Source organism: Variovorax sp. RCC_210, from assembly GCF_041355175.1.
Lineage (GTDB): Bacteria > Pseudomonadota > Gammaproteobacteria > Burkholderiales > Burkholderiaceae_C > Variovorax.
In genome coordinates this window covers 1,039,557-1,063,298 of record NZ_JBFUPJ010000001.1, presented here as the reverse complement: position 1 = coordinate 1,063,298, position 23,742 = coordinate 1,039,557, and the positions used below count along the sequence as shown (strand labels likewise).

Here is a 23,742-nt window from a genome sequence, read left to right as displayed (position 1 = left end):
TTGTCGATCAGCGGTTCACCAGCCGCGTGCCCAAGTGAACAGGGCGTCGGGTGCTTCCCGCAGCGAAATAAAGGAGGAGCCGAAGGCGGGGGACATTCGCGGTGGGAAGTACCCGGCGGCCTGTTCACCCGTCCCGAACAAACCCTGAAAAGGCGACAACAACCAAACGCCTTGAGCAACCTGAGAAGATCCCAAAAATGACCCCTTCCCAAACAGCCCTCACAGACGCCCTGGTCGCCGCGCGCAGCGGCAACCGGACCCTCGACGCCTCGCCCTGGACCGATGCGCTCGCCACCCTCGCGCAAGCCTACGAAGTGCAGGACGCCGTGGCCGCCGCGCTCGGCTGGTTCGACGCGCAGCCCGTGCCCGGTGCCTGGAAATCCGGCGGCGCTTCGCGCAGCGCGACGCTCACGCATGCGCCGCTGCCACCCGCCGGTGTGCGACAGAACGCCTCGGATTTCAGCGACCTTGTGTTCCACACCCCCGGCATCGAAGCCGAAATCGCCCTGCGCCTCGGCCAGGACGTCACGCCCGCGCAGGCCGCGCAGCTCACCCCCGAAACCGCTGCGTCGCTCATCGACGCCATGGCCGTGTCGGTCGAGATCGTCGATGCGCGCTGGCAAGACCTGGCGGCCACGCCTGCCCTGCTCCGCCTGGCCGATTCGCAAGTGCACGGTGCGCTGGCGGTGGGCGACTGGGTGCCCTACGCCGCCGTCGACTGGGCCTCGCAGCGCTGCGAAGCCAAGGTCGGCTCCGCGGAAACCGTGGTGCGCGAAGGCACCCATCCGCTGGCCGACCCCGCCTGGCTGCTGCCGACGTGGCTGCGCCACGTCACCCGCCACGGCCAGACCGTCCCCAAGGGCACCGTCGTGACCACCGGCTCGTGGGTCGGCATCCTCCCCTGCCGCCGCGGCGATCAGGTGAGCGCTGCGTTTCCAGGCATCGGCAGCGTTCGCTTGAGCGTATAGCGCCCGCCGCCCACGCCCGAGCAGGCCACCAGAAAGTCCAGCACCGCCCGCACCCGCGCGGGCAGCGTGCCGGCCTTGCCGATGTACACCGCGTGGATCGGCTCCACCTCGCACGGGTTGAACTCCTCCAGCAGCGGCACCAGCCGGCCCGCGTCGATGTCGTGCTGCGTGTGGTACAGCGACAGCCGCGCCACGCCCGCTCCCGCGATCGCCAGCTGGCGCAGCGTTTCGCCGTCGCCTGCGCGTACCGGGCCCGCCACGGGCATCGACACCATGCGGCCGTCCACGCGAAACGGCCAGTCGGGCGCTTTTCGCATGAAGGTCCAGCCGAGCTGGCTGTGCGCCTCCAGCTCCTGCGGGGTGCGCGGCGTGCCGTATTTTTCGAGGTACGACGGCGCGGCCAGGATGGTCTGGCTGGTCTCGCCCAGGCGCCGCGCCACCAGGTCGGACGACGGCAGCTGGCCCCAGCGGATCGCGATGTCGGCGCGCTCGTCCATCAGGTCGACGATGCGGTCGGTCAGCGCAATGTCGAGCGTGATCTGCGGGTGCAGCTCCAGCAGGCGCGGCATCAGCGGCACCAGCTTGTGGTGGCCGAAGGACACGCTGGCGTTGATGCTCACGCGCCCGCGCGGCGCGGCACCGGCCGCGGCGCAACGCTCGGCCTCGTCCATGTCGGCCAGCACGCGCGTGCTGCGCTGGTAGAACTCGGTGCCCTCGGGCGTGAGCTGAAGCTTGCGCGTGGAGCGATGCACCAGCTGGATGCCAAGGCGCAGCTCCAGCCGCGCCACCAGCTTGCTCACCGCCGAAGGCGTCATGCCCAGCAGGCGCGCCGCCGAGGAGAACCCGCCGGACTCGACCACCTGCACGAAGGCCTCCATTTCGCCGGAGCGGTTGACGTCGATGCGCGGCATGGTTGCCCTTTCTGTTGCCTCGGTAGCTCATGAGCTTGTGATTTGAAGTCACAAGTGTCTGTACCGGCGGCATTCTAGTCATCGAAGGCGAATGTCCTCACAGTACAGGGCATCATGCCAATCGCTCTACTTGCCCTCACCGCCGGTGCCTTCGGAATAGGCACCACCGAGTTCGTCATCATGGGCCTGCTGATGCAGGTCTCGACCGATCTCCATGTTTCCATCACGGCCGCCGGCCTGCTCATCTCGGGCTACGCGCTCGGGGTGGCGGTCGGCGCGCCCGTGCTTACCATCGCGACGCGCAAGCTGCCGCGCAAGACCGTGCTGCTCGCGCTCATGGCGGTCTTCACGCTCGGCAACCTGGCCTGCGCGCTGGCGCCCAACTACGAGATGCTGATGGCCGCGCGCGTGGTCACCTCGCTGGCGCACGGCACCTTCTTCGGCGTCGGCTCGGTGGTGGCCACCGGGCTGGTGGCGCCCGAGCGGCGCGCCTCGGCCATCGCCATCATGTTCACCGGCCTCACCGCGGCCACGCTGCTGGGCGTGCCCTTCGGCGCGTGGCTGGGGCTGCACTTTGGCTGGCGCGCGGCCTTCTGGGCGGTGACGCTCATCGGCGTGCTGGCGCTCGCGGTGCTCGCCGTGTTCGTGCCGCGCGTGAAGGGCGAGACCAAGCCGGCCCCGCTGCGCGAAGAACTGGCCGTGCTGGCGCGCCCGCAGGTGCTGCTGGGCCTGGCGATGACGGTGCTCGGCTTCGCCGGCGTGTTCGTCGTGTTCACGTACATCCAGCCGCTGCTCACGCAGCTCACGGGGCTGTCGGAATCGGCCGTGTCGCCCATCCTGCTGGTGTTCGGCGGCGGGCTGGCGGTGGGCAACATCCTGGGCGGCAAGCTGGCCGACCGCGCGCCGATGGCCGCCGTGATCGGCACGCTGGTGGTGCTGGCCGCGGTGCTGGGCGCCATGCAGTTCGCCATCGGCACGCCGTTCACCGCGGTGGTGTTCGTCGGGCTGCTCGGCGTGGCCTCGTTCGCGACCGTGGCGCCCATGCAGCTGCGGGTGCTGGAGAAGGCCTCGGGCGCGGGGCAGAACCTGGCGTCGAGCCTGAACATCGCGGCCTTCAACCTGGGCAACGCGCTGGGCGCATGGGTCGGCGGCGTGGTCATCAGCCGCGGCCCGGGGCTGGCCGCGCTGGGGTGGGTGGCGGCGCTGCTCACGGTGGTGGGCCTGGCGATCGCGCTGTGGAGCCGCGCGCTCGACCGGCGCGAGCCGCGGCTGGCGGACTGCGCTTCGGCCCAGGCCTGATTCGGGTTTTTATCTTCACAGCGGCCGCCGCTCGGGTTCAGCCCCAGCGGCGGCTGCGCCGTTTGGCTGACCGCCGCCAGTGCCACCGCCATCGCCAGCGCCGCGTGCTCGCCCTACTTGCCTTCCGGCGCCGGATCGGCCACTTCCCCGCCCAGCATCAGCGGGTCCCGCGGCACGCCGGCCGACAGGAAGAATTCGAAGCGGTTGCGCCCCGCGGCCTTGGCGTTGTAGAGCGCCGCATCGGCCCGCGCGAGCAGCTCTTCGGCCGTGGCCGCCGAGTCGGCCGCCCAGTGAAAGGCGATGCCCACGCTGGTGGTGACCGAAATGGTCTGCCCCTCGACCACGAAGGGCGTGCCGTTGATGCGCTCCACCACCTTCTCGGCCACGGTGGCCGCGGCCTGCGGGCCGGCCAGGTTCTCCAGCACCAGCACGAACTCGTCGCCGGCCAGCCGGGCCACCTTGTCGGTGCCGCGCACGCTGGCCAGCAGGCGCCGCGCGTACTCGACCAGCACCGCATCGCCCACGGCATGGCCGAAGGTGTCGTTGATGGTCTTGAAATGGTCCACGTCCAGGAACATCAGCGCCATGGCATTGCCCGTGAGCCGCACGCGCAGCACGGCGTCGGGCAGGTGCTCGTTGAAGGCCAGCCGGTTGGGCAGGCCGGTGAGCGTGTCCAGCCGCGCGAGCTCGATGAGCTGGTGCTCCACCAGCTTCAGCGCGGTGATGTCCAGCGCCAGCGAGAAGATGCCGTGCGTGAGGCCGTCGGCCCGCACGTCGGGCACGTAGATGACCTGCGTGATGCGCTCGAAGCCCTTGCGCTGCGTGCGCGCCTCGAACTCGACCTTTTCTCCGCCCAGCGCGCGCGCCAGCATGGGCCTGCGCGACAGGTACACGTCGCGGCCGGCCACGTCCTGCAGGTGGCGCCCGAGCACCTGCATGGGGTCGAGGCCCAGCCAGTCGCGGCTGGTGGCGTTGGCGAAGGTGATCTTTTCCTCGCGGTCGATGTAGGTGATGAGCGCGGGCAGGTTGTCGGTGATGGTGCGCAGGCGCAGCTCGCTCTCGGCCTGGCGCAGCTCGGCCTCCTTCAGCGCCGTGATGTTGAAGCTCATCAGGTAGAAGCCCACCACCTCGCCGCGCGCGTTGGTGTCGGGAATCAGGTTGACCTGGAAGTAGCCCTGCTTGCCGTGCACCGGCGCGCGCACCGGAAAGCGCACCTTCTTGCCCGACAGCATCACCGGCAGGTAGGGCTTGTGCTGCTCGTACATTTCATCGCCCAGCGCCGAGCGCATCGTGGTGCCCTCGATGGGCTTGTCGCCCAGGCCGGCCATCTGGCGCGCGCGGATGTTGCCGAACAGGCAGTTCTGGTTGCGGTCGAAGTAGCCCACCAGCGCCGGAATGCTGTCGGTCACGTCGCGCAGGCGCTTTTCCTTCTCGGCCACGGCCTTGCGGACGTTCACTTCTTCCGTGATGTCGAAGGTCATGGAGAACACGCCGCGCACCACGCCGTCGGCGTCGAGGTCGGGAATGTAGTGCGCCTGGAACGTGCGCTCTCCGATGCCCAGCGCGGGGTCGCCGGCTTTCTCGAGGATGACGGTTTCGCCGGCCAGCGCACGCTCGAAATACGGCTCGACCACGGCGAAGTCGGCGCCGCGCACCTCGGGCATCGCGCGCCCGACCAGCGGCGCGTGGTGGTGCAGCGCGCGGATGCGCTCGTTCACGAAGGTGTAGCGCAGCGAGGCGTCCACGTGCGAGACCATGGCCGGAATGCTGTCGGCAATGGTGCGCACCTGCGCCTCGCTGTGCGCCAGGCTCAGCTCGCTGGCGTGGCGCTGGGCCATCAGCTCGTCGAAGGTGCGCGACAGGTCGCCGATCTCGTCGGGCGCGTAGTGGCTCGCAACACGCGGTGCCTGTGCGCCGGCGGCGCTCTCTCGCGCCGACTGCATGTGGCCGTGCAACTCGGCCAGCGGCTTCAGGCGCCGGCGCACCACCACGAAGGCCAGCGCGCCGGCGGTCAGCGCGAGCACCAGCGCACCAAGCCAGGCGTTGCGCTCGATGGCGTCGACGCGGGCAAAGGCCTCGGCGCGCGGGTACATGGCGCCGACCACCCAGTTGGTCTGCTCGGTGCGGTCGAAGGCGTACAGGCTGGGCACGCCGGTCTCGTCGATGCCCTCGCCCGTGCCCTCGAAGCCGGCCATGGCGCGCAGGATCTCGGCGTTGCCGACCTTGGGCTGCACCACGCTCAGGATGCGCGCGAGGTCGGGGTGGTCGACCACCACGCCGTCGGTGGTGGTGATGAACAGGTAGCCATGCTTGCCGAAGCGCACGTCGCCCAGCGCGCCGAGGATGTTGCGGTCCTTCAGGTTGATGGCGCCGGAAATCACGAACTTGACGTCGCCCGCGGCGTCGAGCACCGGCTGGGTGATGGCCACCTGCGCCAGCCCGTTCAGGCGGTTCCGGTAAGGCTGCGAAACCAGCCCGGCCTTCTTCGCCACGGTCTGCTGGAAGTAGTCGCGGTCCTTCACGTTGACGCTGCCGTTGACGAGCGCCCCGTTCAGGTTGGCCACGAGCTTGCCGTCAGTGTCGAGGAAGGCCACGTTGTCGAAGGCCTGGCGCAGCGAGGCGTGGCGCTCCAGGAAGGCCTGCAGCGGCTCGGCGTCAGCAAACGCCTGCGCCTGCACGCTTTCGGCGAAGGTCTGCAGCAGGATGCGGCGGCTGCCGAGCTTCTGGTCGATGGCGTCTGAAATGCCGCTCACGCGGGCCAGTTCTTCCGCGGCGATCGACGCCTGCATGCTGCTCTTGACGAGGTGCATCGCGTAGGTCGCGATGCCGAAGGTCGCTGCCAGTACCAGGGCTGCCACGCCCAGGCTGAGACGGGTGTGCAGGGCGAAGCGGAATGTCGAGGGTCCGGTGGCGTTCATTGAACTTTCAGATGCCGGTGCGTTGCCGGCGTGAGTTGTCGACTCGAGTATCGGCGGGTTCCACCGGGCGAGGAAGTGTCGGCGCCACATCAGCCGGCCGTTTTCGGTTGCGCCGCAACGTGTACATCCTGTTGCTCATGTAAGCATAAATTGTTAACTTTTGGCATGTCTATTGCTGCATTGCAGCAACAGCAGATGGCACGCCCCAAAGATGTGCCGCGACAGCGGAGACGACGGTTTCTTTAGGTCACCAACGTCATCTATTGCGAGGCGCACATGAACGCAAGCACTGTCCGGGAAGCGAACGAAGTCGCCGATGCCGAAGCTGCCAGCTGGCTGCAGCGCCTCAGGCGCAAGGGCGCCGGGGGTGGGCCACCGGGCGCACCACCCGGCACACCGCCTGGCGGGCCGCCGCACGCCGCTCCCGCCTCCACGCCGGAGTCGATCGTGCCGCGCGTGGCGGGCTACGCCCTGCTCGCCTTCGTGCTGTGGCTGGTGGTGACCACGCTGATCCAGCCGCTGGTGTCGCGCCAGGCCACGCGCACGGTGCTGCAGGCGCCGGTGGTGCTGGTGACATCGCCCATCAGCGGCGTGGTCACGCAGATGACGGTGCGCGCGCTCGACAAGGTCGACGCGGGCGCGGTGGTCGCCACCGTGCAGAACCCGACCATCAACCGCGACATCCTCACCACGCTCACCACGCAGCGCCTGGCGCTGCAAAGCCAGGTGGCGCAACTGGCCAACCAGCTGAGCGCCTCCACCGAAGAACTGCAGTTCGTCGAGCAGCAGGGCAAGCTGTACCGCTCGGCCTCGATGGCGCAGACGCGCGACGCCTGGCAGGTCGCGCAGCGCCAGCGCGACGTGGCCCAGAGCAACGTGGCCGAGCAGGAACTGAAGGTGCGTCACACCTCCGCCATGCTCGACGAAGGCGCCGTGAGCCCGCAGGCCATGGACGCGGCGCAGGCGCAGCTGAGCATTTCTCGCGCCAGCGCGGCGGTGGCCGAGCAGGCCTACGCGGGGCTGGGCCAGAGCGTGGCCAGCGCCAGCCGCGGCGTGTTCGTGGGCGGCAGCGGAGGCAACGTGTACCAGACCCTGGCCAACCGCCGCGAGACGCTTGCCGGCGACATCGAGCGCGCGCGCCACGACAGCGAAGCGTTGCAGCAGCAACTGCGCGAGGTGAGCACGCTGGAGACCGACGAGCGCCGCCGCATCGACCGCATCGCCGCCTTCGAGGTGCGCGCGCTGCAGGCCGGCCAGGTGCACACCGTGCTCATGCCGCAGGGCAGCTACGTGCCTCAGGGCGCCACGCTGGTGCGCATGATCGACTGCAGCCGCGTCGAGGTGGTGGCGGTGTTTCCGCCGCGGGTGGCCAAGCGGCTGAACATGGGCTCGACCATCGCGGTGAAGACCGACGACAGCCGCCCCGAGGTGTCGGCGCGCGTCACGCAGATCCTGCCGGTCGCGCCGGAAGACTTCCAGAGCCGCTACGCCGTGCCCTTCCCGTTTGCGGAGCAAGGCTCGGTGTACGCGGTCGCCCATGTGGAATCGGACTCCCCGGAATGGCTGGAGCAACGCGGGTTGTGCGCGCCCGGCAAGGTGGTATCGGCCAGGCTGGCGTCGTAGCCCCGATACAGCATCGACACAGCCCCCGACATAGCGACGAGACCGCGATGAGCCGCCCTCCTCTCTTTCTGCGCGCCGGCGCGTTGCCAGCGGCTGTCGCAGGTGTCGCGCTGGTCGCGCTCTGTGCCGTGGCTTTCACCGCGCTCACCTCCAACCGCACCATGGCCGCGACCGAAGTGCAGCAGTCGCTCGCGCAGCAAAGCTGCGAGGGCCTGCGCCGCGCCGTCGCCACCGACGCGCGCGGCGATCCGTCGTCCGCGCTGCTGCTGTCCAGCTACCGCACCGAGCGCGCCATCGAAGGCGTGCCCGAGCTGTCGCCCAGCCTCGCGAACGTGGCCTTCGTGTACGACAACGCGCTGGCCGGCATCGCCCTGCTGGCCTGCGGCGACACCGCCTCGGCCACGCGCATCGCCGACGCCGTGACGCTCGCGGTGGAACGCGACCCGCTCTACACCGACGGCCGCGTGCGCAACGGCTACCGCGCCGGCCCGATGGCCGACGGCAAGCCGGTGCTCGCCGGCTACTGGGACGCGGGCAAGAACCAGTGGATCGCCGATGCCTACCAGGTGAGCACCGCCACCGGCAACGTGGCATGGGCCGCGCTGCTGCTGCTGAACGTGAGCCGTGCATTGCCTTCGCCCTCGCCCCGCTACACCGAGGCCACGGCCAGGCTGCTCGGGTGGATCGAGCAGCGCGCCCGCGCCACCGTCGACCCCGACGGCTACCAGGGCGGCTGGTACGGCTGGGACAACGCGCAAACCGCGCAGACCTGGAAATCGACCGAGCACAACATCGACATCGCCATGGCCGCCGCATGGGCCGCGCGCGGCAGCGCCCGGCCCGAGCAGGCGCGCCAGGCGGGCGTGGCGCTGGCCTTTGTCTCGCGCATGTGGAGCACAAGCGAGCAGCGCTTCTACATCGGCACCAAGGCCGACGGCGCCACCGTCTCCACCACGGGCTCGGGCCTCGATGCGCAGCTGTGGCCGCTGCTCGCGGCACCGCGGGGCGGGTGCGCTTGGCGCGCGGGCCTGGCGTGGGTGGAGCGTAACCACCGCTTCGGCGACGGCTACGGCTTTTCGCAGCAGCCCGACGGCATGTGGACCGAAGGCAGCGCGCAGGCCGCCGCCACGCTGGTGGCCGTGAAGGGCGCGGCACCCGATGCGCTGTGGCAGCTGCTGGCCGCGCAGCGCGCGGACAACGGCCTGTACTACGCCACGCCGAGCCCGCGCATCTCGACCGGCCTGGCCATCGGCCCCGACTCGGTGGGCGCCGACTTCTTCTACTACCGCTGGCCCCACCTGGGCGCCACCGCCTGGATCGCGCTCGCGGCCACGGGCTGGAACCCGTTCACCGGCAACGTCGTCACCCCCAACGCCACCACCGCCCCTTCAGGAGAAACACCATGCTCGAACTGATGGACACGCCCGAGTTCAGGGTCAACCTGATGGTCGCGGCGCTGGCGCTGATCATGATCTTCCACGCCCGCGCCGACCGCGCCTCGCACCGCGTGCTGTTCGGCTTTCTTACCGCGCTGGTGCTGGTGCGCTACGTGGCATGGCGGCTGGCCGAGACGCTGCCGCCGGCCGACCTGGGCTTCGGCACGCTGGTGTCGTGGGTGTTCCTGGCCTTCGAGATGATCGCCATCGTCTACACGCTGCTGTCCATCCAGATGCTCACGCGCCGGCGCGACAACCACGCCCAGGCCGACCGCGGCGAGGCCGCGCTGCGCGCGCGCGGCACGGACGTGCCGGCGGTGGACGTGTTCATCTGCACCTACAACGAAGAGCTGGGCGTGCTCGAGAAAACCATCCTGGCCGCGCAGGCCATCGACTACCCGCATGTGAACGTGTGGGTGCTCGACGACACCCGGCGCGACTGGCTGCGCGACTACTGCGAGCGCAAGGGCGTGCACTACGCGCGCAGGCCCGACAACGCGCACGCCAAGGCCGGCAACCTGAACAACGGGCTGCGCCTGTCGGCCGCGGCCACCAACGCGCCCTTCATCCTGGTGCTGGACGCCGACTTCACGCCCCACCGCAACATCGTCTACCGCACGCTGGGCCTGTTCGACGAGGCCAGGGTGGGCCTGGTGCAGACGCCGCAGTTCTATTACAACGCCGACCCCATCCAGCACAACCTGCGCGCCACCGACAGCTGGGTGGACGAGCAGCGCGTGTTCTTCGACGTGCTGCAGCCCGCCAAGGACGCGGCCGACGTGGCCTTCTGCGTGGGCACCTCGTTCGTGATACGGCGCGACGCCATCACCGAGGCCGGCGGCTTTCCCACGGGCAGCGTGTGCGAGGACATCTACACCACCTACACGCTGATGCGCTTCGGCTGGGTCACGCGCTGGCTCAACGAGCGGCTGTCGAACGGGCTCTCGGCGGACAGCATCGTCGACTACATCAACCAGCGCAGCCGCTGGTGCCTGGGCACCATCCAGGTGGCGCTGCTGCGCGACGGGCCGCTGCGCGGGCGCGGCTACAGCTTTGCGGCGCGGGTGCACTACGTGCACGGCCTGCTGCACTGGCTGACCAAGCCCTTCATCCTGCTGATGCTCGCAGCGCCCGCGCTGTACTGGTACACGGGCGTGTCGGCCTTCCACGCCACGCCGCGCGCCTTCTCGATGTACGGGCTGCCACCGCTGGTGATGTTCTGGGGCTACACCTACTGGATCAGCCAGCGGCGCTGCCTGCCGGTGTTCACGGAGGTCACGCAGATCGTCGCGGCCATGGCCGTCACGCGCACCATCGTCACCTCGCTGGTGCGGCCCTTCGGGCGGCCTTTCAAGGTCACGGCCAAGGGGCAGGACCGCTCGAAGACCGTGGTGCACTGGAACCTGGTGCTGGTGTTCGGCGGCCTCATCCTGGCGATGGAGGCGGCGGCCATCGGCTCCATCGGCGGCACCATGACCACGGGCGACATGCTCAACGTGCTGTGGACCATCGTCACCACCCTGTACTGCCTGGCCGCGCTCATCGCCTGCATCGACCGGCCGCGGCCGGAGCACGACGAGCGCTTTCCGTACGGCGCCGACACCACGCTGCGCAGCGCCGCCGGCGTGGGCGCGACGCGCTTCGTGCAGATCGCGGTCGATGGCGCGGTGCTGCGCGAAAGCGCGCTGCTGCGGCGCATGCCCGTGGGCGAACGGCTCGACGTGCATGTGGAGCGCGTGGGCTGGGTCGGTGCGCTGCTGAAGGGGCGTTCGGCAGCGGGCGTGGAGCTCGCCTTCGTGCGCGACGAGGTGGTGCACGACCACCTGATTCGCCTGGTGTTCAGCCTGCCGCCCAGCCATGTGGCCGTGCAGGTGAAGCCGGGGCGCGCGGCGCTGGCGTTCATGGGGAGCGCGGGATGGCACTGGCCCCGTGTGCGCCGGATGCCGCTTTTCGCGCGTTTGCCGTTCGGCTTTGCCCGCGCCATGACCGCGCCGCTGCCGCTCGTCATGGTGCTGATGCTGGGCGTGCTGGTGCTCACGGGCTGCAACCTCACGCCGCCGCTGAAAGAGGCCGACGTGGTGGTGCCCGCCCAGTGGGCCGAGGGCACGGGCAATGCCGCCGCCGCGCCGGTCGCGTGGCATGTGTTCGTGCGCGACGACGAGCTGCGCGGCCTGATCGCCACCGCGCTGCTGCAGAACCGCGACCTGCGCGTGTACGCCGCCAAGGCCCGCGAGGCGCGCGCCGTCTACGGCGGCACGCGCTCCGGCCTGTTCCCCGAAATCGGCGTGGCCGGCTCCGTCGGGCGCGGCAACGTGAGCACCTCGCTGGGGCCCGACGGCATCGTCACCAGCAACCAGGCATTGAACGGCGTGGGCAGCGTGGCCACCACCTATGCCGTGCAGGCCGGCATCACCTCGTACGAGCTCGACTTCTTCGGCCGTGTCGATGCCGGCGTGAAGCAGGCCGGCTCGCAGGCGCTGGCCAGCGAGCGCGACCTGGCGGCGGCGCGCATGAACCTGGTGGGCGAGGTGTCGAACGCCTACCTCACGCTGCGCGCCGACCGTGCCCTGCTGGCGCTGGCCGAAGGCGACTTCGGCAACCAGAGCGAAAGCACCCGTGTCATGCAGCGCGCCCGCACGGTGGGCGGCACGTCGGACCTGAACGTGCTGCGTTCGCAGTCGCTGGTGGAGCGCGCCAACGTGCAGCGCGAAGAGTTCCGCATGCGCGTGGGGCAAGACCTGCAGTGGCTCTCGGTGCTGGTCGGCCAGCCCGTGCCGCCGACCATCGGCATGCAGCGCCCCTGGCCCGAACGCTCGGTGGCCGACGTGCCCGTGGGCCTGCCCGCCAGCCTGCTGCAGCGCCGCCCCGACCTGCTGGCCGCATATGCGCGCGTGGAGGCCGCCAACTCGGGCGTGGGCGCGGCGAAGGCGGCTTTCTATCCGAGCTTTTCGTTGACGGCGGTGGCGGGCGGGCTGAGCACCGAGTTTTCCAGCCTGCTGAGCGCGGGCAACCGCAGCTGGGCCACGGTGCTGGGCGTGTCGCTGCCGATGTTCGACTGGGGCCGCCGCTCGGCCAACCTGAGCGCCAACGAAGAGCGCCTGGCCGCCGCCATGGCCAGTTACGAATACGCGGTGCAGCAGGCGCTGCGCGAAACGGCCAACGCGCTCATCGCCGACAGTCACCTGCGTCCGCAGATCGTCGCGCAGCAAGCGCGCGTGCAGGCGCTGGACAAGGTGGCCTCCATTTCTCGCACGCGCTTTCGCAACGGGCTGGAAGACTACTTCGCCGGCGCCGACGCGCAGCGCGAGCTGTACCTGGAGCAGCGACAGGCCATCGAACTGCAGCTCAAGCAGGCGGTGAACACGGTCAACCTCTACAAGGCGCTCGGTGGCGGGTGGGACGACGTGCCCGCGGGCGCGGTCGCTTCATCCGCCGCACCGCGCTAGGCCTGCACACCTGATGCCGACGCGCTGGCGTTGCCCGACAACGCGGCATGGCCCGGCGCCTGCCTGCGCATGGCCGAGCGCAGCAGAAAGTCCGCCAGCTCATCGACCCGCGACTCGGCGCGCCGCAGCGACTGCGCCAGTTGCTCGCCGCCGAACTCGTCGGACTCCACCGCCGCCTCGAACACATCCGTGATGCCGATGTAGCCCAGCGCCGAACGCACGCTGGCCTCGGCGTGGTTCAGGTGCGCCACGCGCCCGCCGGCGTCGTAGCCGTGGTCGCCGCGCGCGCCCAGCAGCACCACGCGCTTGCCCGCGTCGGCCAGCAGCGGCCAGTACGGCACCGCGCCGCGCGAGCGGTCGAACCCGAAGGTGCGGCCCACGCGCACGATGTTGTCGATCCACGCCTTGAACTGCGCGGGCACGCTGAAGTTGTACATGGGCAGGCCGATGACGATCACGTCCGCGGCGATGAGCTGGTCGACCAGCCGATCGCTTTCGGCGAGCGCCTGCGCCATCCACGGTTCGCGCGCGGCCTGCGGCGTGAACGCGGCGTGGATCCATCGGCCATCGACGTGCGCGGGCGGGTGCTGGCCCACGTCGAGGTGCTCGACGGTATCGCCGGGCCGTGCATGGCGCCAGCGGTCGACGAAGCGCGCCGACAGGCGGCGCGTGTGCGAGCCGTGCGGGTCGGTGCCGGAGCGGCCCGGGCGGGCGCTGGAATCGATGTGCAGCAAGTGGAGGTTCGGGGTCTTCATGGGTGAGTGCATGTGTTGCATGGGGTGCATGAGGTGCATGTGCTGGAAACGGGGCGCTGCCACAATGGCCGCGCAGGCCATGAATCTAGGGTTCGGGGCCGCCCTTCACAAACGACCATTTCTCTGCCGATGGAAGAAACCAGCTCACCTGTTCGCCCTTCACGGCGGTTGCCGCCCTTGTTGGCGCTGCGCGCGTTCGAGGCCGCGGCCGCGCACCTGAGCTTCCAGCGCGCGGCGCTCGAGCTGTCGGTCACGCCGTCGGCCATCAGCCACCAGGTGCGCGCGCTGGAAGACACGCTGGGCCAGCCGCTGTTCGTGCGGCTCACGCGCCAGCTCGCGCTCACGCCCGCGGGCAAGCGGCTGTTCGACGACCTGCGCATGGGCTTCAACGTGCTCGAAGCCGGCATCGCCAGGCTGCGCCGGCCCGCCGCGTCGCAGGCTGTCACGCTCAGCACCAACACCGCCTTCGCCGCGCGCTGGGTGCTGCCGCGCATGGAGGCGTTTCGCAAGGCATGCCCCACCGTCGAGCTGCGCCTGCATGCGAGCGACACGCTGGTCGACCTGGCCCGCGGCGATGCCGACATCGCGGTGCGCTCCGGCAGCGGCCAGTGGCCGGGGCTGGTGTCGCGCGAGCTCATGCCCGAGCGCTACGCGCCGTTGTGCAGCCCCATGCTGAAACTGAAGCGCGCGGCCGACCTGCCGAAGCATCGCCTCATTCATTGCGACTGGCAGCCGCAGGCCCTCGCACCCGCCGTGTGGCCGCGCTGGTTTCGCGAAGCGGGCATCGCAGCGCCGAGAGCGCGTGCGATGAAGGCCGCGGGCCTGTCGTTTTCCGATGAGACGCACGCCACGCTGGCCGCGCTCGCGGGCCATGGCGTGGCGCTGCTGAGCCTCACGCTGTGCGCCGAAGAGCTGCGCAGCGGCGCGCTGGTGCAGCCCTTCGGTCCCGCGCTCGACACGGGCAGCTACTTTCTCGCGACGGCGAATGGGCGGGAGAACGAACCGGCGGTTCGTTCGGTGTGGGACTGGATCGCGTCGCAAGCAGCGGGGGTTTGAAGCAACGCAGGAATACGAGCTTGCATTTCGTCACGCTTCTGAAGGAGACTTCCACGCCATAACAAGTGAGGAGAGTTCATGCAGAGGTTGGCTCGCGTCCCCCTTGCCCTTGCGGCAGGCGCACTTCTTGTAATAGCTTTGGCCTCATGCGGAGGCGGCGGCGGTGGGGGCGGCGGCGGCGGTGCCGGCATCTTGCCTGTCACCGGCGTGGCGCCTCCTCCAACCACCGGTGCACCCGCCCCTGAACTCCCCGCACGCGAAGCTCTCATTGCCCGCGCGCGAACCTACGAGCTCAACACGCCGTACGTGCCGCCGCCCGGCGACCCGCTCGAACACAACACCTCCGGCTACGCCAAGGCGATGTGCTCCGCGGCCTTCATCACCGGGCTCGACCCCGACGTGGCCGCCGACAGCGTCGGCTACTTCACCGGCCCCTACGCGCAGCGCGCCAAGGTCGGCAAGCCGGTGGTCGACCGCGACAAGAAAGAAGTTCGCATCACCATCCCGAACGGGCCCACGCTGGTGGCGCGCTATTTCGGCTCGCAGGGCTGCATCACGCTGCCGCCGGGCAAGGACGGCGTGTTCTTCACGCCCGTGACCGTCACCAGCACCCTGCCCGACCCCGCGAGCCAGCCCTGGCCCATGGGCAACGTCACGCCCACCGATGCCGCGCCCGGCATCGACACCGCCAAGGTGAGCCAGGCGGTCGATGCGGCCTTCGAGGTGTCGGGCGCCTACACCGCGGCCTTCGTGGTCACGCACAAGGGGCGCATCGTCGGCGAGCGCTACATGAACGGCATCGGCGCGACCACGCCGCTGGAGTCGTGGTCGATGGGCAAGAGCGTGACTGCAACGCTGCTGGGCACGCTCATCAAGCAGGGCGTGTACCAGCTCGACCAGCCGGCGCCCATTCCCGAATGGCAGTCCGACGGCGACAAGCGCAAGGAGATCCGCATCTCGGACATCCTGCACATGTCGAGCGGCCTGCGCATCAAGGCGCCGGACGATCCGGACTTCGACCCCAACGGCACCTACCCCGACCACGTCTACTTCTACACCGGGCGCATCAACGCCTTCAACTACGCGGCCACGCGACCGCAGCAATGGCCGCCGAACACCGTGGGCCGCTACCGCAACACCGACCCCGTGCTGGCGAACTACCTGGTTCGCCTGGCGGTGGAAAAGCGCGGCGAGGAGTACCTGTCGTACCCGCAGCGCGCGCTGTTCGACAAGATCGGCATTCGCACCATGACGCTGGAAACCGACCCCTACGGCAATTTCCTCGCGCAGGGCTACGACTTCATGTCCGCGCGCGACTGGGCACGGCTGGCCAACCTGTACCTGCAGGACGGCGTGTGGAACGGCGAGCGCCTGTTGCCCGAAGGCTTCGTCAAGTTCGTGAGCACGCTCGCGCCGGCCTGGGCGGCGGACAAGCGCCCCATCTACGGCGGCTTCTTCTGGCTGAACGGCACCAGCACCTTCCCCGTGCCGACAACCGCCTACTACATGCTGGGCGCGGGCGGACAGGTGGTGCTCATCGTGCCGTCGCACGACCTGGTCGTGGTGCGCATGGGCTACGACAAGGGCGAGCAAGCCTCGGTCGCGAGCCTGCGCAAGGCGCTGGCGCTGCTGATGCAGGGCATTCCGAGCTCGCAGTGAAACGAGCAAGGCGGGTGGTCGGGGCTGGCCTCAGGCCAGCCCGTTCAGGTGCTCGTACAGGATCAGGAAGCCGATGCCGATCAGCACCACGCCGCCCACGATTTCCGCGCGCTTGCCTATTACCGCGCCCAGCACGCGCCCGACCATCACGCCGATGGTCACCATCGTCATCGTGGCCAGGCCGATGGCCAGCGCGGTCCAGGCGATGTTCACGTTGATGAAGGCCAGCCCCACGCCCACCGCCATCGCGTCGATGCTGGTGGCGAAGCCGGTGATGGCAAGGGTCCAGAAGGAGTTGCGGTCGGGCTTGTCGTCGACCGCGTCGGGCGCGCCGAAGCCCGCCCAGATCATGCGCAGGCCCAGCACGCTGAGCAGCGTGACGGCGATCCAGTGGTCCCATTTCGCGACGTAGCTCGCGGCGGCCAGCCCCGCGGCCCAGCCGATGACGGGTGTCAGCGCCTCGATGACGCCGAAGATCAGCCCGGTGCGCAAGGCCTCGCGCCAGGAGGGTTTGCGCAAGGCTGCGCCTTTGCCGACGGCCGCGGCGAAAGCATCCGTCGACATGGCGAATGCAAGAAGGATCGTGGAGGTGATGTTCATGTGGGAGTCGCAAGCAAGGCCGGTTCAAGACGCCGCGGCGCACGAACCCGCCGGCCAAAGCCGCGCTCGTGCACCACTGGTCTCGCCAACCTGTCGGTTGCTCACGCCACGGTCGCAAGGTGCGACCGAGTATGTTGACGTGAGCGCTTCCGAAGTCCGGAAGCCGGCTACTCCCCAAGGGAGCGGCGATTCTAGACTGCCTTTTTCGATGCCTGTGTGACAGCGCCTGCACAGGCGGCAGGGCTATGCGGGCAGCCACGAAAAAGCCTCCCGCAGGAGGCTTGGCGAAAAAGCGCGAAGCGCGCCTTCAGGGCTTCTTGGTCGTCAGCAAGGTATTGACGACGTAGCCGTCGCGGTACACGCCTTCGATGGTGCCTTCCACCTTGTCCGTGGAATGGGCCGCCACGTACTTCTCATCGCCGGTGCGATAGACCACGATGGTGCAGGACGAGCGCTTGCTGAGCGTGCGGGCCACGCCAGTGGCCTGGCGCAGGGTAGGGTATGTCTCCATGAATTTCCTTGTCTTCTTCTAGTGCCCGAGATGGTAATCGCCACGTAATTAAATCGTTTACAAAATTGTTTCAAGTCGCCAACGGGCCAAAGACAGAATGCGGCAATTTTGTGACTTTGTTATCGGCAATAAGCAAATCGACTTGAAGGGCGACGCCGACATGCTTGACAGGCCAGGTCAACCCGGCGGGCTTTCGCCGTCGTTCGCCTGCCATCCACGCAGCCTCAGCGCCTCGCGAAGACGGTCGGCCTGCGCCCAGTCCTTGCGAGCACGGGCCGCCTCGCGCTGAGCGAACAGCGCGGCAATCCCGGCCGGAACCTCGGGCACGAGCGGCACCCATTCGGCCAGCCGCAAACCGAGCACCACATCGAACCGATCGACCGTTGCGCGTCGCACCTCGGGCGGCAACTCGCTGCGTACCAGCTCCCACAGCACGGCCAATGCGCGCGGCATGTTCAGGTCGAGGTCGACCTCCGCCTTGAAGCGCGCCACGAACCTGTCGTCGGCGATGCCGCCGCGCGGCCAGCTCGCATATGTCTTGCGCAGCCGGTCGAGCGCGGACTGCGCCGAGCGAATGGCCTCGTCGGTGAAGCGCAGTGTGCTTCGGTAGTGCGCGCCCAGGCACAGGTAGCGGTACGCCAGCGGGTCGATGCCCTGGTCCACCAGCGTCTGCAGCCGCACGAAGTCGCCGGTGGTCTTGGCCATCTTGCGGTCGTCCAGCGTGAGGAAGTGGCCGTGCATCCAGAAGTTGGCGAGCCGGGTTCCGTGGCATGCCTGCGTCTGCGCGATCTCGTTGCTGTGGTGCACGGCCACATGGTCTTCGCCGCCGCAATGGATGTCGAACCACGGCCCCAGGAATTTCGCCGCCATCGCCGAGCACTCGATGTGCCAGCCCGGAAAGCCGCGGCCCCAGGGGCTGTCCCATTCCATCTGGCGCCTGGCATCCGCCGGGCTGAACTTCCAGAGCGCGAAGTCGCAGGCGCTGCGCTTGTCGCCCATGGCAACGCGGGTGCCCGCACGCAGGCCCTCGCGCGACAGGCGCGCCAGGTGGCCGTAGTCGTCCTGCAGGGTCGTGTCGAAATAGATGCCGTCGGCGGTGCGGTAGGTGAAGCCCTTGCGCTCCAGTTCGGCAATGAACGCCAGTTGCTCGGGAATGTGGTCGGTGGCGCACGGCCATGCCGTGGGCTCCAGCAGGTTCAGGGCGCGCCAGTCGGCCTGGAAGGCGGCGGTGTAGCGCTGCGCGATGGCCCACGCGGACTCGCCGGTGCGCCGGCTGCCCTTCTCCATCTTGTCTTCGCCCTCGTCGGCATCGGACACGAGGTGGCCGACATCGGTGATGTTGACGACGTGCCGCACCCGGAAGCCGTTCAGCTCGAGCACGCGGCGCAGCACGTCTTCGAAGACGTAGGTGCGCAGGTTGCCGATGTGCGCGTGGTCGTACACCGTCGGGCCGCAGCAGTACAGGCCGACGTGCTCGGGCTGCAATGGCGCGAAAGGCCGCAGGGCGCGCGACCAAGTGTCGTACAGGACGAGAGGCATTGGGCTTTCCTGGAGAGTGAGAACTTGCCAAACAAAAAGGCCACCGGTCTTGCGACGGGTGGCCCTGAGGAACGCGGACGTGAGTTGTGATTCGCTAGCCGCAAGCACCCCTTGGCCGACCGAGACAGCATGCGCATGCGCGCACGAAGCGGGCATTCAGCAGGCGGAAGGTCGGGGTTGCGGGAGCGAACATGAAAGTCATCGTAGCGTCGGGCACCGGTCGGGTCAACGCCTTCAGCCCAGGGGACGCAGCTCGCGCACCCAGTCGAACACCGCCGCCACGGCAGGCTCTTCACGCCGCGCCTGCGGGCACACCAGGTAGAACGGCAGCCCCTGCAACTGCGGCCCGAACGGCTGCACCAGGTTGCCCGCGCGCAGCTCGTCGGCGATCAGCGCGAGGCTCATCAGCGCCACGCCCTGCCCTTGCAGCGCGGCCGACACGGTGTGCGTCTCGTCGGAAAAAACCGGCCCCGCCGACACGTCCAGGCCCGGCACCTGCGCCTGCTGCTGCCACTCGCTCCACGTGCCTGGCTGGCTCCTGCTGCGGGGCAACGAGAAGTGCAGCAGCGTGTGGCGCTTCAGGTCGGCGCGACGGCGCAGCTTGAGCGCGGGGCTGCACGCCGGCGCGAAGACGTTGTCGAACAGCTTCTGCGCGACCATGCCCGGCCATTGGCCCTTGCCGTAGCGGATGGCGATGTCGGCGGTGACGCCGTCGAGCGCGACCGCGTCGTGCGACGCATGAATGCGCAGGTCGAGCCGCGGATGCTTCTCGCGCAGGCTGTTCACGCGCGGCAGCAACCAGCGCGCGGCCACGGCCGGCGTGGCCGACAGCGTGATGGCCTGGCGCCTGGGCGGCGCGCGCAGCCGCGCCACCGCGTTCGCCATGGCCTCGAACGATTCGCTGAGCACCGCCTGCAGCTCGCGCCCCTGCGGCGTGAGCACCAGTTGCCGCGGCTCGCGGATGAACAGCGCCACGCCCAGCGCGTCTTCCAGCTGGCGCACCTGGTGGCTGATGGCAGTGGGCGTCACCGAGAGTTCGTTCGCCGCGAGCTTGGCGCTGCAATGCCGCGCCGCAGCCTCGAAAGCGCGCAGCGATGCGAGCGCGGGGAGCTGGTGCAAGGTCGCCATGGATGAATTTATTTTTTTGCAGCGCAAAGAAATCGTCGTTTGTCGCCCTCTGGATGCTTGGATAGATTGAGAACCGTGTCAAGCACACAGCTGAACCGGATTCATCCGATCCATATCACCCACAGAGGACCCCGCCATGATCACCCTGCTCCACATCGATGCCAGCGCCCGCCCCGGCCGTTCGGGCACACACGTGCACGGCTCGCACTCGCGCCGGCTGAGCCACCACTTCGTGACGACATGGCGCGCAGCGCGCCCGGGCGACGAAGTGATCTACCGCGACATCGGCGCCGCGCCGCCGAGCCACGTCACGGGCGAATGGATTGCGGCGGGCTACACCCCGCCGGCCGCACGCGAGCCATGGATGCATGCGGCGCTCGCGGAAAGCGATGCGCTGGTCTCAGAGCTGCGCCGCGCCGACGTGCTGGTGATCGGCGTGCCCATGTACAACTTCGGCATGCCGGCGCCGTTGAAGTCATGGATCGACAACATCGTGCGCATCGGCGAGACCTTTGCCTTCGACCGCAGCCGCGAGAACCCCTATGTGCCGCTGCTGGCCGAGCGCCAGCGCCGCACGGTGCTGCTCAGCGCCTGCGGCAGCAGCGGCTACGGGCCGGGTGGGTTCCAGGCGCACATGGACCTGCTGACGCCCGGCGTCGCGAGCCCGCTGGCGCTGCTGGGTCTGACGGACGTGCGCAGCGTTTGCGTCGAGCATGCCGAAGACCCGGGCGACCTGCTCGCGCAGTCTGTGGCCACTGCGCTCGCCCGCGTCGAGACGCTGGTGGGCGAGCTGCAGGGCCGCTGAAGAAAAAAAGGGAAGAACGAAAAAAGAAGAACGCCGCTCAGGCCGAGCGAAGCTGCTCACGCAGCTTAAGCCCGATTTCGGGCCGCTCCAGGAACGGGTCGGCCGGGTTCGTGCCCGAGACGATGTTCTCCATGCGGCTGCGCACGTTGCCCAGCGCCTTCGGGTGGCTGTACACGTAGAACTGGTTGGCCGTGATGGCGTCGAACACCTTCGCCGCCACTTCGGCCGCGGTGATTTTGCCGCTGCTCACCGCCTTGTTGCTCATGGCCTGCCCGATGAGCTGGCTCTTGGTGAGTTCGCTGTCCTTCGGCGCGTTCGGGCGGTTGCGCTCGCTGCTGGTGATGCCGGTGGGCACGAAGTACGGGCACAGCAGGCTCGCGCCGATCTGGTCGGTGACCAGGTTCAGGTCCTGGTACATCGTCTCGGTGAGGCTCACCACGGCGGCCTTGGCCGCGTTGTAGATGCCCATGTTCGGCGGCGTGAGCAGGCCGGCCATGCTGGCGGTGTTGGTGATGTGGCCGCGGTAGGCGGGGTCTTTGGCGGCGGCCTCGAGCATCATCGGCGTGAACAGGCGCACGCCATGGATCACGCCCCACAGGTCCACGCCCAGCACCCATTCCCAGTCGGCCACGGAGTTTTCCCACACCAGGCCGCCGGCGCCCACGCCCGCGTTGTTGAACACGAAGTGCGGCGCGCCGAAGCGTTCCTTCACGGCCGCGGCCAGCGCTTCCATCTGCGCGGCGTCGGACACATCGACCTTGCGCGCCAGCACCTGCGCGCCGGCGGCTTCCATCTCGGCCTGGGCCTTGTCGAGTGCGTCCTGCTGCACGTCGACCAGCACCAGGTTCATGCCGCGCGCGGCGCCGATGCGCGCGCATTCGAGGCCGAAGCCCGAGCCCGCGCCGGTGAGAACGGCGGTCTTGCCCTTGAAGTCCTGAATCATTTGCCGGTGTCCTTCTTCTGTGTTGAATGTCTCTGACGTTGGAACCGCAATTGAAATACGTATTGCGCGCGAGCGCAGTCACGAAGGTGCCCCGGCCGGGCCGCCGTGATTCAGGCGTCGGCTTTTTTCAGCACGTACCCGATGCGCGGGAAGTGCACGTGCACGGTGCCCGTGCGCTCGTGGCTGCGCTCCAGCGTGTAGTGGGTGCGCGTGGCCGCGACCAGCGTGCCCGGCGTTTCCTCCAGGCCGAAGCTCTCGGCGCGGATGGTCACGGCGCTGCCCAGCGCAATGCCGTGGTCGTCCTGGAAGGTGCTGTCGGTCAGCAGCGAATGCGGCGTGGAGGCCTTGGCCACCGCGATGGCTTCGTCGCTAGAGAACTTTTCCGACGTGCCATGGCCGATGGCGGCCACGCGGTCCATCCAGTCGACCACCGCCGGCGTCAGCTCGAGGATGCCGCGCACGGCCTCGATGCGGCGCGTGTACCACAGCGGGTGGTAGGCAGAGAAGTCGGCAATGCTGGGAACCTCGCCCAGCAGGAAGGGCTTGTCGTCGAGCATGTCCGACAGGCGGCGCAGGTACGACTTGTAGGCGCTGGTGGCGTCGGCCGGGCGCAGGCGGGTCATGTTGCCGGCGCTCATCTTGCCGCGGTCTTCACCGAAGGCCTTCAGCGCCTCGGGCGGCGCCTTGGCGAACACCTCGGCCGCGCCCTTGGGCTGCAGGTTCCAGGCCATGGAAGCCCAGAACAACGTGGTGTCGGCCCACTGCGCGAGGATGCGCGACATGCCCTTCTCGGGCTCCGGGTAGAGCGTGGGCTCGGGCTGCAGGTGCTCCAGCACGTCGGCGATGAGCGCGCTGTCGCAGTACATGTCGGCACCGATCTGCAGGAACGGCGTCTTGCGGTAGCCGCCGGTGAGCACCTCCACGTCGGGCTTGGGCATGATCGGCGGAATGAAGACCGACTTCCACGGCAGCTTCTTCACGCCCAGGAGCAGGCGCACCTTCTCCGAGAACGGCGATGTCAGGTAGTGGTGAAGGATGAGGTCTGCCATGGTCGTTCCCTTGAGGTGATGCGCGGTTTTTGAATGAAGAGGCTCAGATCAGCTTGACCAGCTGCTTGCCGAAGTTCTTGCCCTTCAGCAGCCCCAGGAAGGCCTCGGGCGCCGCCTCGATGCCCTGCGCGACCGACTCGCGCGGCTTGAGCTTGCCGCTGCCCACCAACGCGCCGAGTTCGGCCAGCGCCTCGGGCCACACTTCCATGTGCTCGCTGACGATGAAGCCTTCGATCTTCATGCGGTTGATGAGGATCAGCGCGGGGTTGTTCAGCGGCAGCGGCGCGCCGTCGTAGCCGGCGATCATTCCGCACAGCGCCACGCGGGCGAAGGCGTTGGCGCGCAGCAGCACGGCGTCGAAGATGTAGCCGCCCACGTTCTCGAAGTAGCCGTCGATGCCGTTCGGGCAGGCTTCCTTCAACGCGGCGCTCATCGACTTCACGTCGGGGTGCTGGCGGTAGTCGATGCAGGCGTCGAAGCCCAGCTCGTCGGTCACGTACTTGCACTTGTCGGGGCCGCCGGCAATGCCGACCACGCGGCAGCCGCGCGCCTTGGCCAGCGCACCGAACGCGCTGCCCACGGCGCCGCTGGCGGCGGTGATGACCAGCGTTTCTCCGGCCTTGGGCGCGATGATCTTCACCAGCCCGTACCAGGCCGTCACGCCGGGCATGCCGACGGCGCCCAGGTAGTGCGACAGCGGCACGTGCGTCGTGTCGACCTTCTTCAGCGCGCCGGGCTGCGAGGCATCGACCACGCTGTATTGCTGCCAGCCGCCGAAGCCCACCACCTTGTCGCCCACGGCGTACTTGGGGTGCTTGCTTTCGACCACTTCGCCGACGGTGCCGCCCTGGAAGACCTGGCCCACGGGCTGGTTGGCGGTGTAGCTCTTCGAGTCGTTCATGCGACCGCGCATGTACGGGTCGAGGCTCATGTAGTGGTGGCGCACCAGCACCTGGTTGTCGTTGAGCGCGGGCGTCTCGACGGTGACGAGCTTGAAGTTGGAGGCGGTGGCCTCGCCTTCGGGGCGGTTGTCGAGGTGGATCTGCTTGTTGGCGGGCATGTGTGGCTCCTGGGGGAAATGTGATCGGACGGGTAG

At 68.9% G+C, this 23,742-nt stretch carries 18 protein-coding genes and 1 riboswitch; of the genes, 8 read left to right on the top strand and 10 right to left on the bottom strand.

Features of this window, described 5'->3' with window-relative positions; genetic code table 11:
• Positions 1-197: 197 nt before the first annotated feature.
• Complete coding sequence (locus tag AB6807_RS05105) at positions 198-968, top strand: fumarylacetoacetate hydrolase family protein (protein WP_371083724.1); 771 nt, start codon at positions 198-200, stop codon at positions 966-968.
• On the opposite strand, the gene AB6807_RS05100 is transcribed toward AB6807_RS05105, so the two are convergent.
• Entirely contained in the window at positions 917-1,879 is a 963-nt protein-coding gene (locus tag AB6807_RS05100) for a LysR substrate-binding domain-containing protein (protein WP_371083723.1), read from the bottom strand. The genes AB6807_RS05105 and AB6807_RS05100 overlap by 52 nt on opposite strands.
• 114 nt (positions 1,880-1,993) lie before the next feature.
• Between AB6807_RS05100 and AB6807_RS05095 the strand changes: the two genes are divergently transcribed.
• The gene (locus tag AB6807_RS05095; protein ID WP_371083722.1) at positions 1,994-3,178 is read left to right on the top strand and encodes an MFS transporter; all 1,185 of its coding nucleotides are present in this window, start codon (positions 1,994-1,996) and stop codon (positions 3,176-3,178) included.
• Between the two features lie 113 nt (positions 3,179-3,291).
• Here the strand turns inward: AB6807_RS05095 and AB6807_RS05090 are convergent, their stop codons facing one another.
• Entirely contained in the window at positions 3,292-6,096 is a 2,805-nt protein-coding gene (locus AB6807_RS05090; RefSeq protein ID WP_371083721.1) for a diguanylate cyclase domain-containing protein, read from the bottom strand.
• Positions 6,097-6,372: 276 nt separating this feature from the next.
• Between AB6807_RS05090 and AB6807_RS05085 the strand changes: the two genes are divergently transcribed.
• The 3 genes from AB6807_RS05085 to AB6807_RS05075 are packed head-to-tail and all read left to right on the top strand — an operon-like array spanning position 6,373 to position 12,601.
• The gene (locus AB6807_RS05085) at positions 6,373-7,719 is read left to right on the top strand and encodes an HlyD family secretion protein (RefSeq protein WP_371083720.1); all 1,347 of its coding nucleotides are present in this window, start codon (positions 6,373-6,375) and stop codon (positions 7,717-7,719) included.
• A gap of 47 nt (positions 7,720-7,766) precedes the next feature.
• Positions 7,767-9,134 (top strand): hypothetical protein, encoded by a 1,368-nt coding sequence (locus AB6807_RS05080; protein ID WP_371083719.1) that lies wholly within the window; start codon positions 7,767-7,769, stop codon positions 9,132-9,134.
• A complete protein-coding gene (locus tag AB6807_RS05075) occupies positions 9,122-12,601 on the top strand; it encodes an efflux transporter outer membrane subunit (RefSeq protein WP_371083718.1) in 3,480 nt (1,159 codons plus the stop codon). Before AB6807_RS05080 ends, AB6807_RS05075 begins: the two co-directional genes overlap by 13 nt.
• On the opposite strand, the gene AB6807_RS05070 is transcribed toward AB6807_RS05075, so the two are convergent.
• Positions 12,598-13,356, bottom strand: coding sequence for an FMN-dependent NADH-azoreductase (locus tag AB6807_RS05070; RefSeq protein ID WP_371083717.1), 759 nt, complete (start codon positions 13,354-13,356; stop codon positions 12,598-12,600). The two genes, AB6807_RS05075 and AB6807_RS05070, sit on opposite strands and share 4 nt — an antisense overlap.
• Before the next feature lie 129 nt (positions 13,357-13,485).
• On the opposite strand from AB6807_RS05070, the gene AB6807_RS05065 reads away from it, so the two are divergent.
• The gene (locus tag AB6807_RS05065) at positions 13,486-14,412 is read left to right on the top strand and encodes a LysR substrate-binding domain-containing protein (RefSeq protein WP_371083716.1); all 927 of its coding nucleotides are present in this window, start codon (positions 13,486-13,488) and stop codon (positions 14,410-14,412) included.
• Positions 14,413-14,604: 192 nt separating this feature from the next.
• Positions 14,605-16,071: a serine hydrolase domain-containing protein gene (locus tag AB6807_RS05060; protein ID WP_371083715.1), complete on the top strand. Its 1,467-nt coding sequence runs from the start codon at positions 14,605-14,607 to the stop codon at positions 16,069-16,071.
• 30 nt (positions 16,072-16,101) lie between these two features.
• On the opposite strand, the gene mntP is transcribed toward AB6807_RS05060, so the two are convergent.
• The 4 genes from mntP to gcvA form a co-directional block, all read right to left on the bottom strand.
• Entirely contained in the window at positions 16,102-16,671 is a 570-nt protein-coding gene (gene mntP / locus AB6807_RS05055; protein ID WP_371083714.1) for a manganese efflux pump MntP, read from the bottom strand.
• A 4-nt stretch (positions 16,672-16,675) separates the two neighbouring features.
• Positions 16,676-16,849, bottom strand: a riboswitch (yybP-ykoY riboswitch).
• A gap of 129 nt (positions 16,850-16,978) precedes the next feature.
• On the bottom strand, positions 16,979-17,182 hold the full coding sequence (locus AB6807_RS05050) for a hypothetical protein (protein ID WP_371083713.1): 204 nt from the start codon (positions 17,180-17,182) through the stop codon (positions 16,979-16,981).
• Between the two features lie 177 nt (positions 17,183-17,359).
• The gene (cysS, locus tag AB6807_RS05045) at positions 17,360-18,721 is read right to left on the bottom strand and encodes a cysteine--tRNA ligase (protein ID WP_371083712.1); all 1,362 of its coding nucleotides are present in this window, start codon (positions 18,719-18,721) and stop codon (positions 17,360-17,362) included.
• A gap of 234 nt (positions 18,722-18,955) precedes the next feature.
• The gene (gene gcvA / locus AB6807_RS05040) at positions 18,956-19,849 is read right to left on the bottom strand and encodes a transcriptional regulator GcvA (protein ID WP_116909057.1); all 894 of its coding nucleotides are present in this window, start codon (positions 19,847-19,849) and stop codon (positions 18,956-18,958) included.
• Positions 19,850-19,985: 136 nt separating this feature from the next.
• On the opposite strand from gcvA, the gene AB6807_RS05035 reads away from it, so the two are divergent.
• Positions 19,986-20,654, top strand: coding sequence for an FMN-dependent NADH-azoreductase (locus tag AB6807_RS05035; protein WP_371083711.1), 669 nt, complete (start codon positions 19,986-19,988; stop codon positions 20,652-20,654).
• Positions 20,655-20,691: 37 nt separating this feature from the next.
• Here AB6807_RS05035 and AB6807_RS05030 read toward each other — a convergent pair whose 3' ends face one another.
• The 3 genes from AB6807_RS05030 to AB6807_RS05020 all read right to left on the bottom strand — a co-directional run bounded on the left by AB6807_RS05030 (position 20,692) and on the right by AB6807_RS05020 (position 23,706).
• Positions 20,692-21,597, bottom strand: a complete 906-nt coding sequence (locus AB6807_RS05030) for an SDR family oxidoreductase (RefSeq protein WP_371083710.1) — start codon at positions 21,595-21,597, stop codon at positions 20,692-20,694.
• A 110-nt stretch (positions 21,598-21,707) separates the two neighbouring features.
• A complete protein-coding gene (locus AB6807_RS05025) occupies positions 21,708-22,646 on the bottom strand; it encodes a glutathione S-transferase family protein (protein WP_116909054.1) in 939 nt (312 codons plus the stop codon).
• Between the two features lie 43 nt (positions 22,647-22,689).
• Entirely contained in the window at positions 22,690-23,706 is a 1,017-nt protein-coding gene (locus AB6807_RS05020; RefSeq protein ID WP_371083709.1) for an NADP-dependent oxidoreductase, read from the bottom strand.
• Between the last annotated feature and the right edge of the window lie 36 nt (positions 23,707-23,742).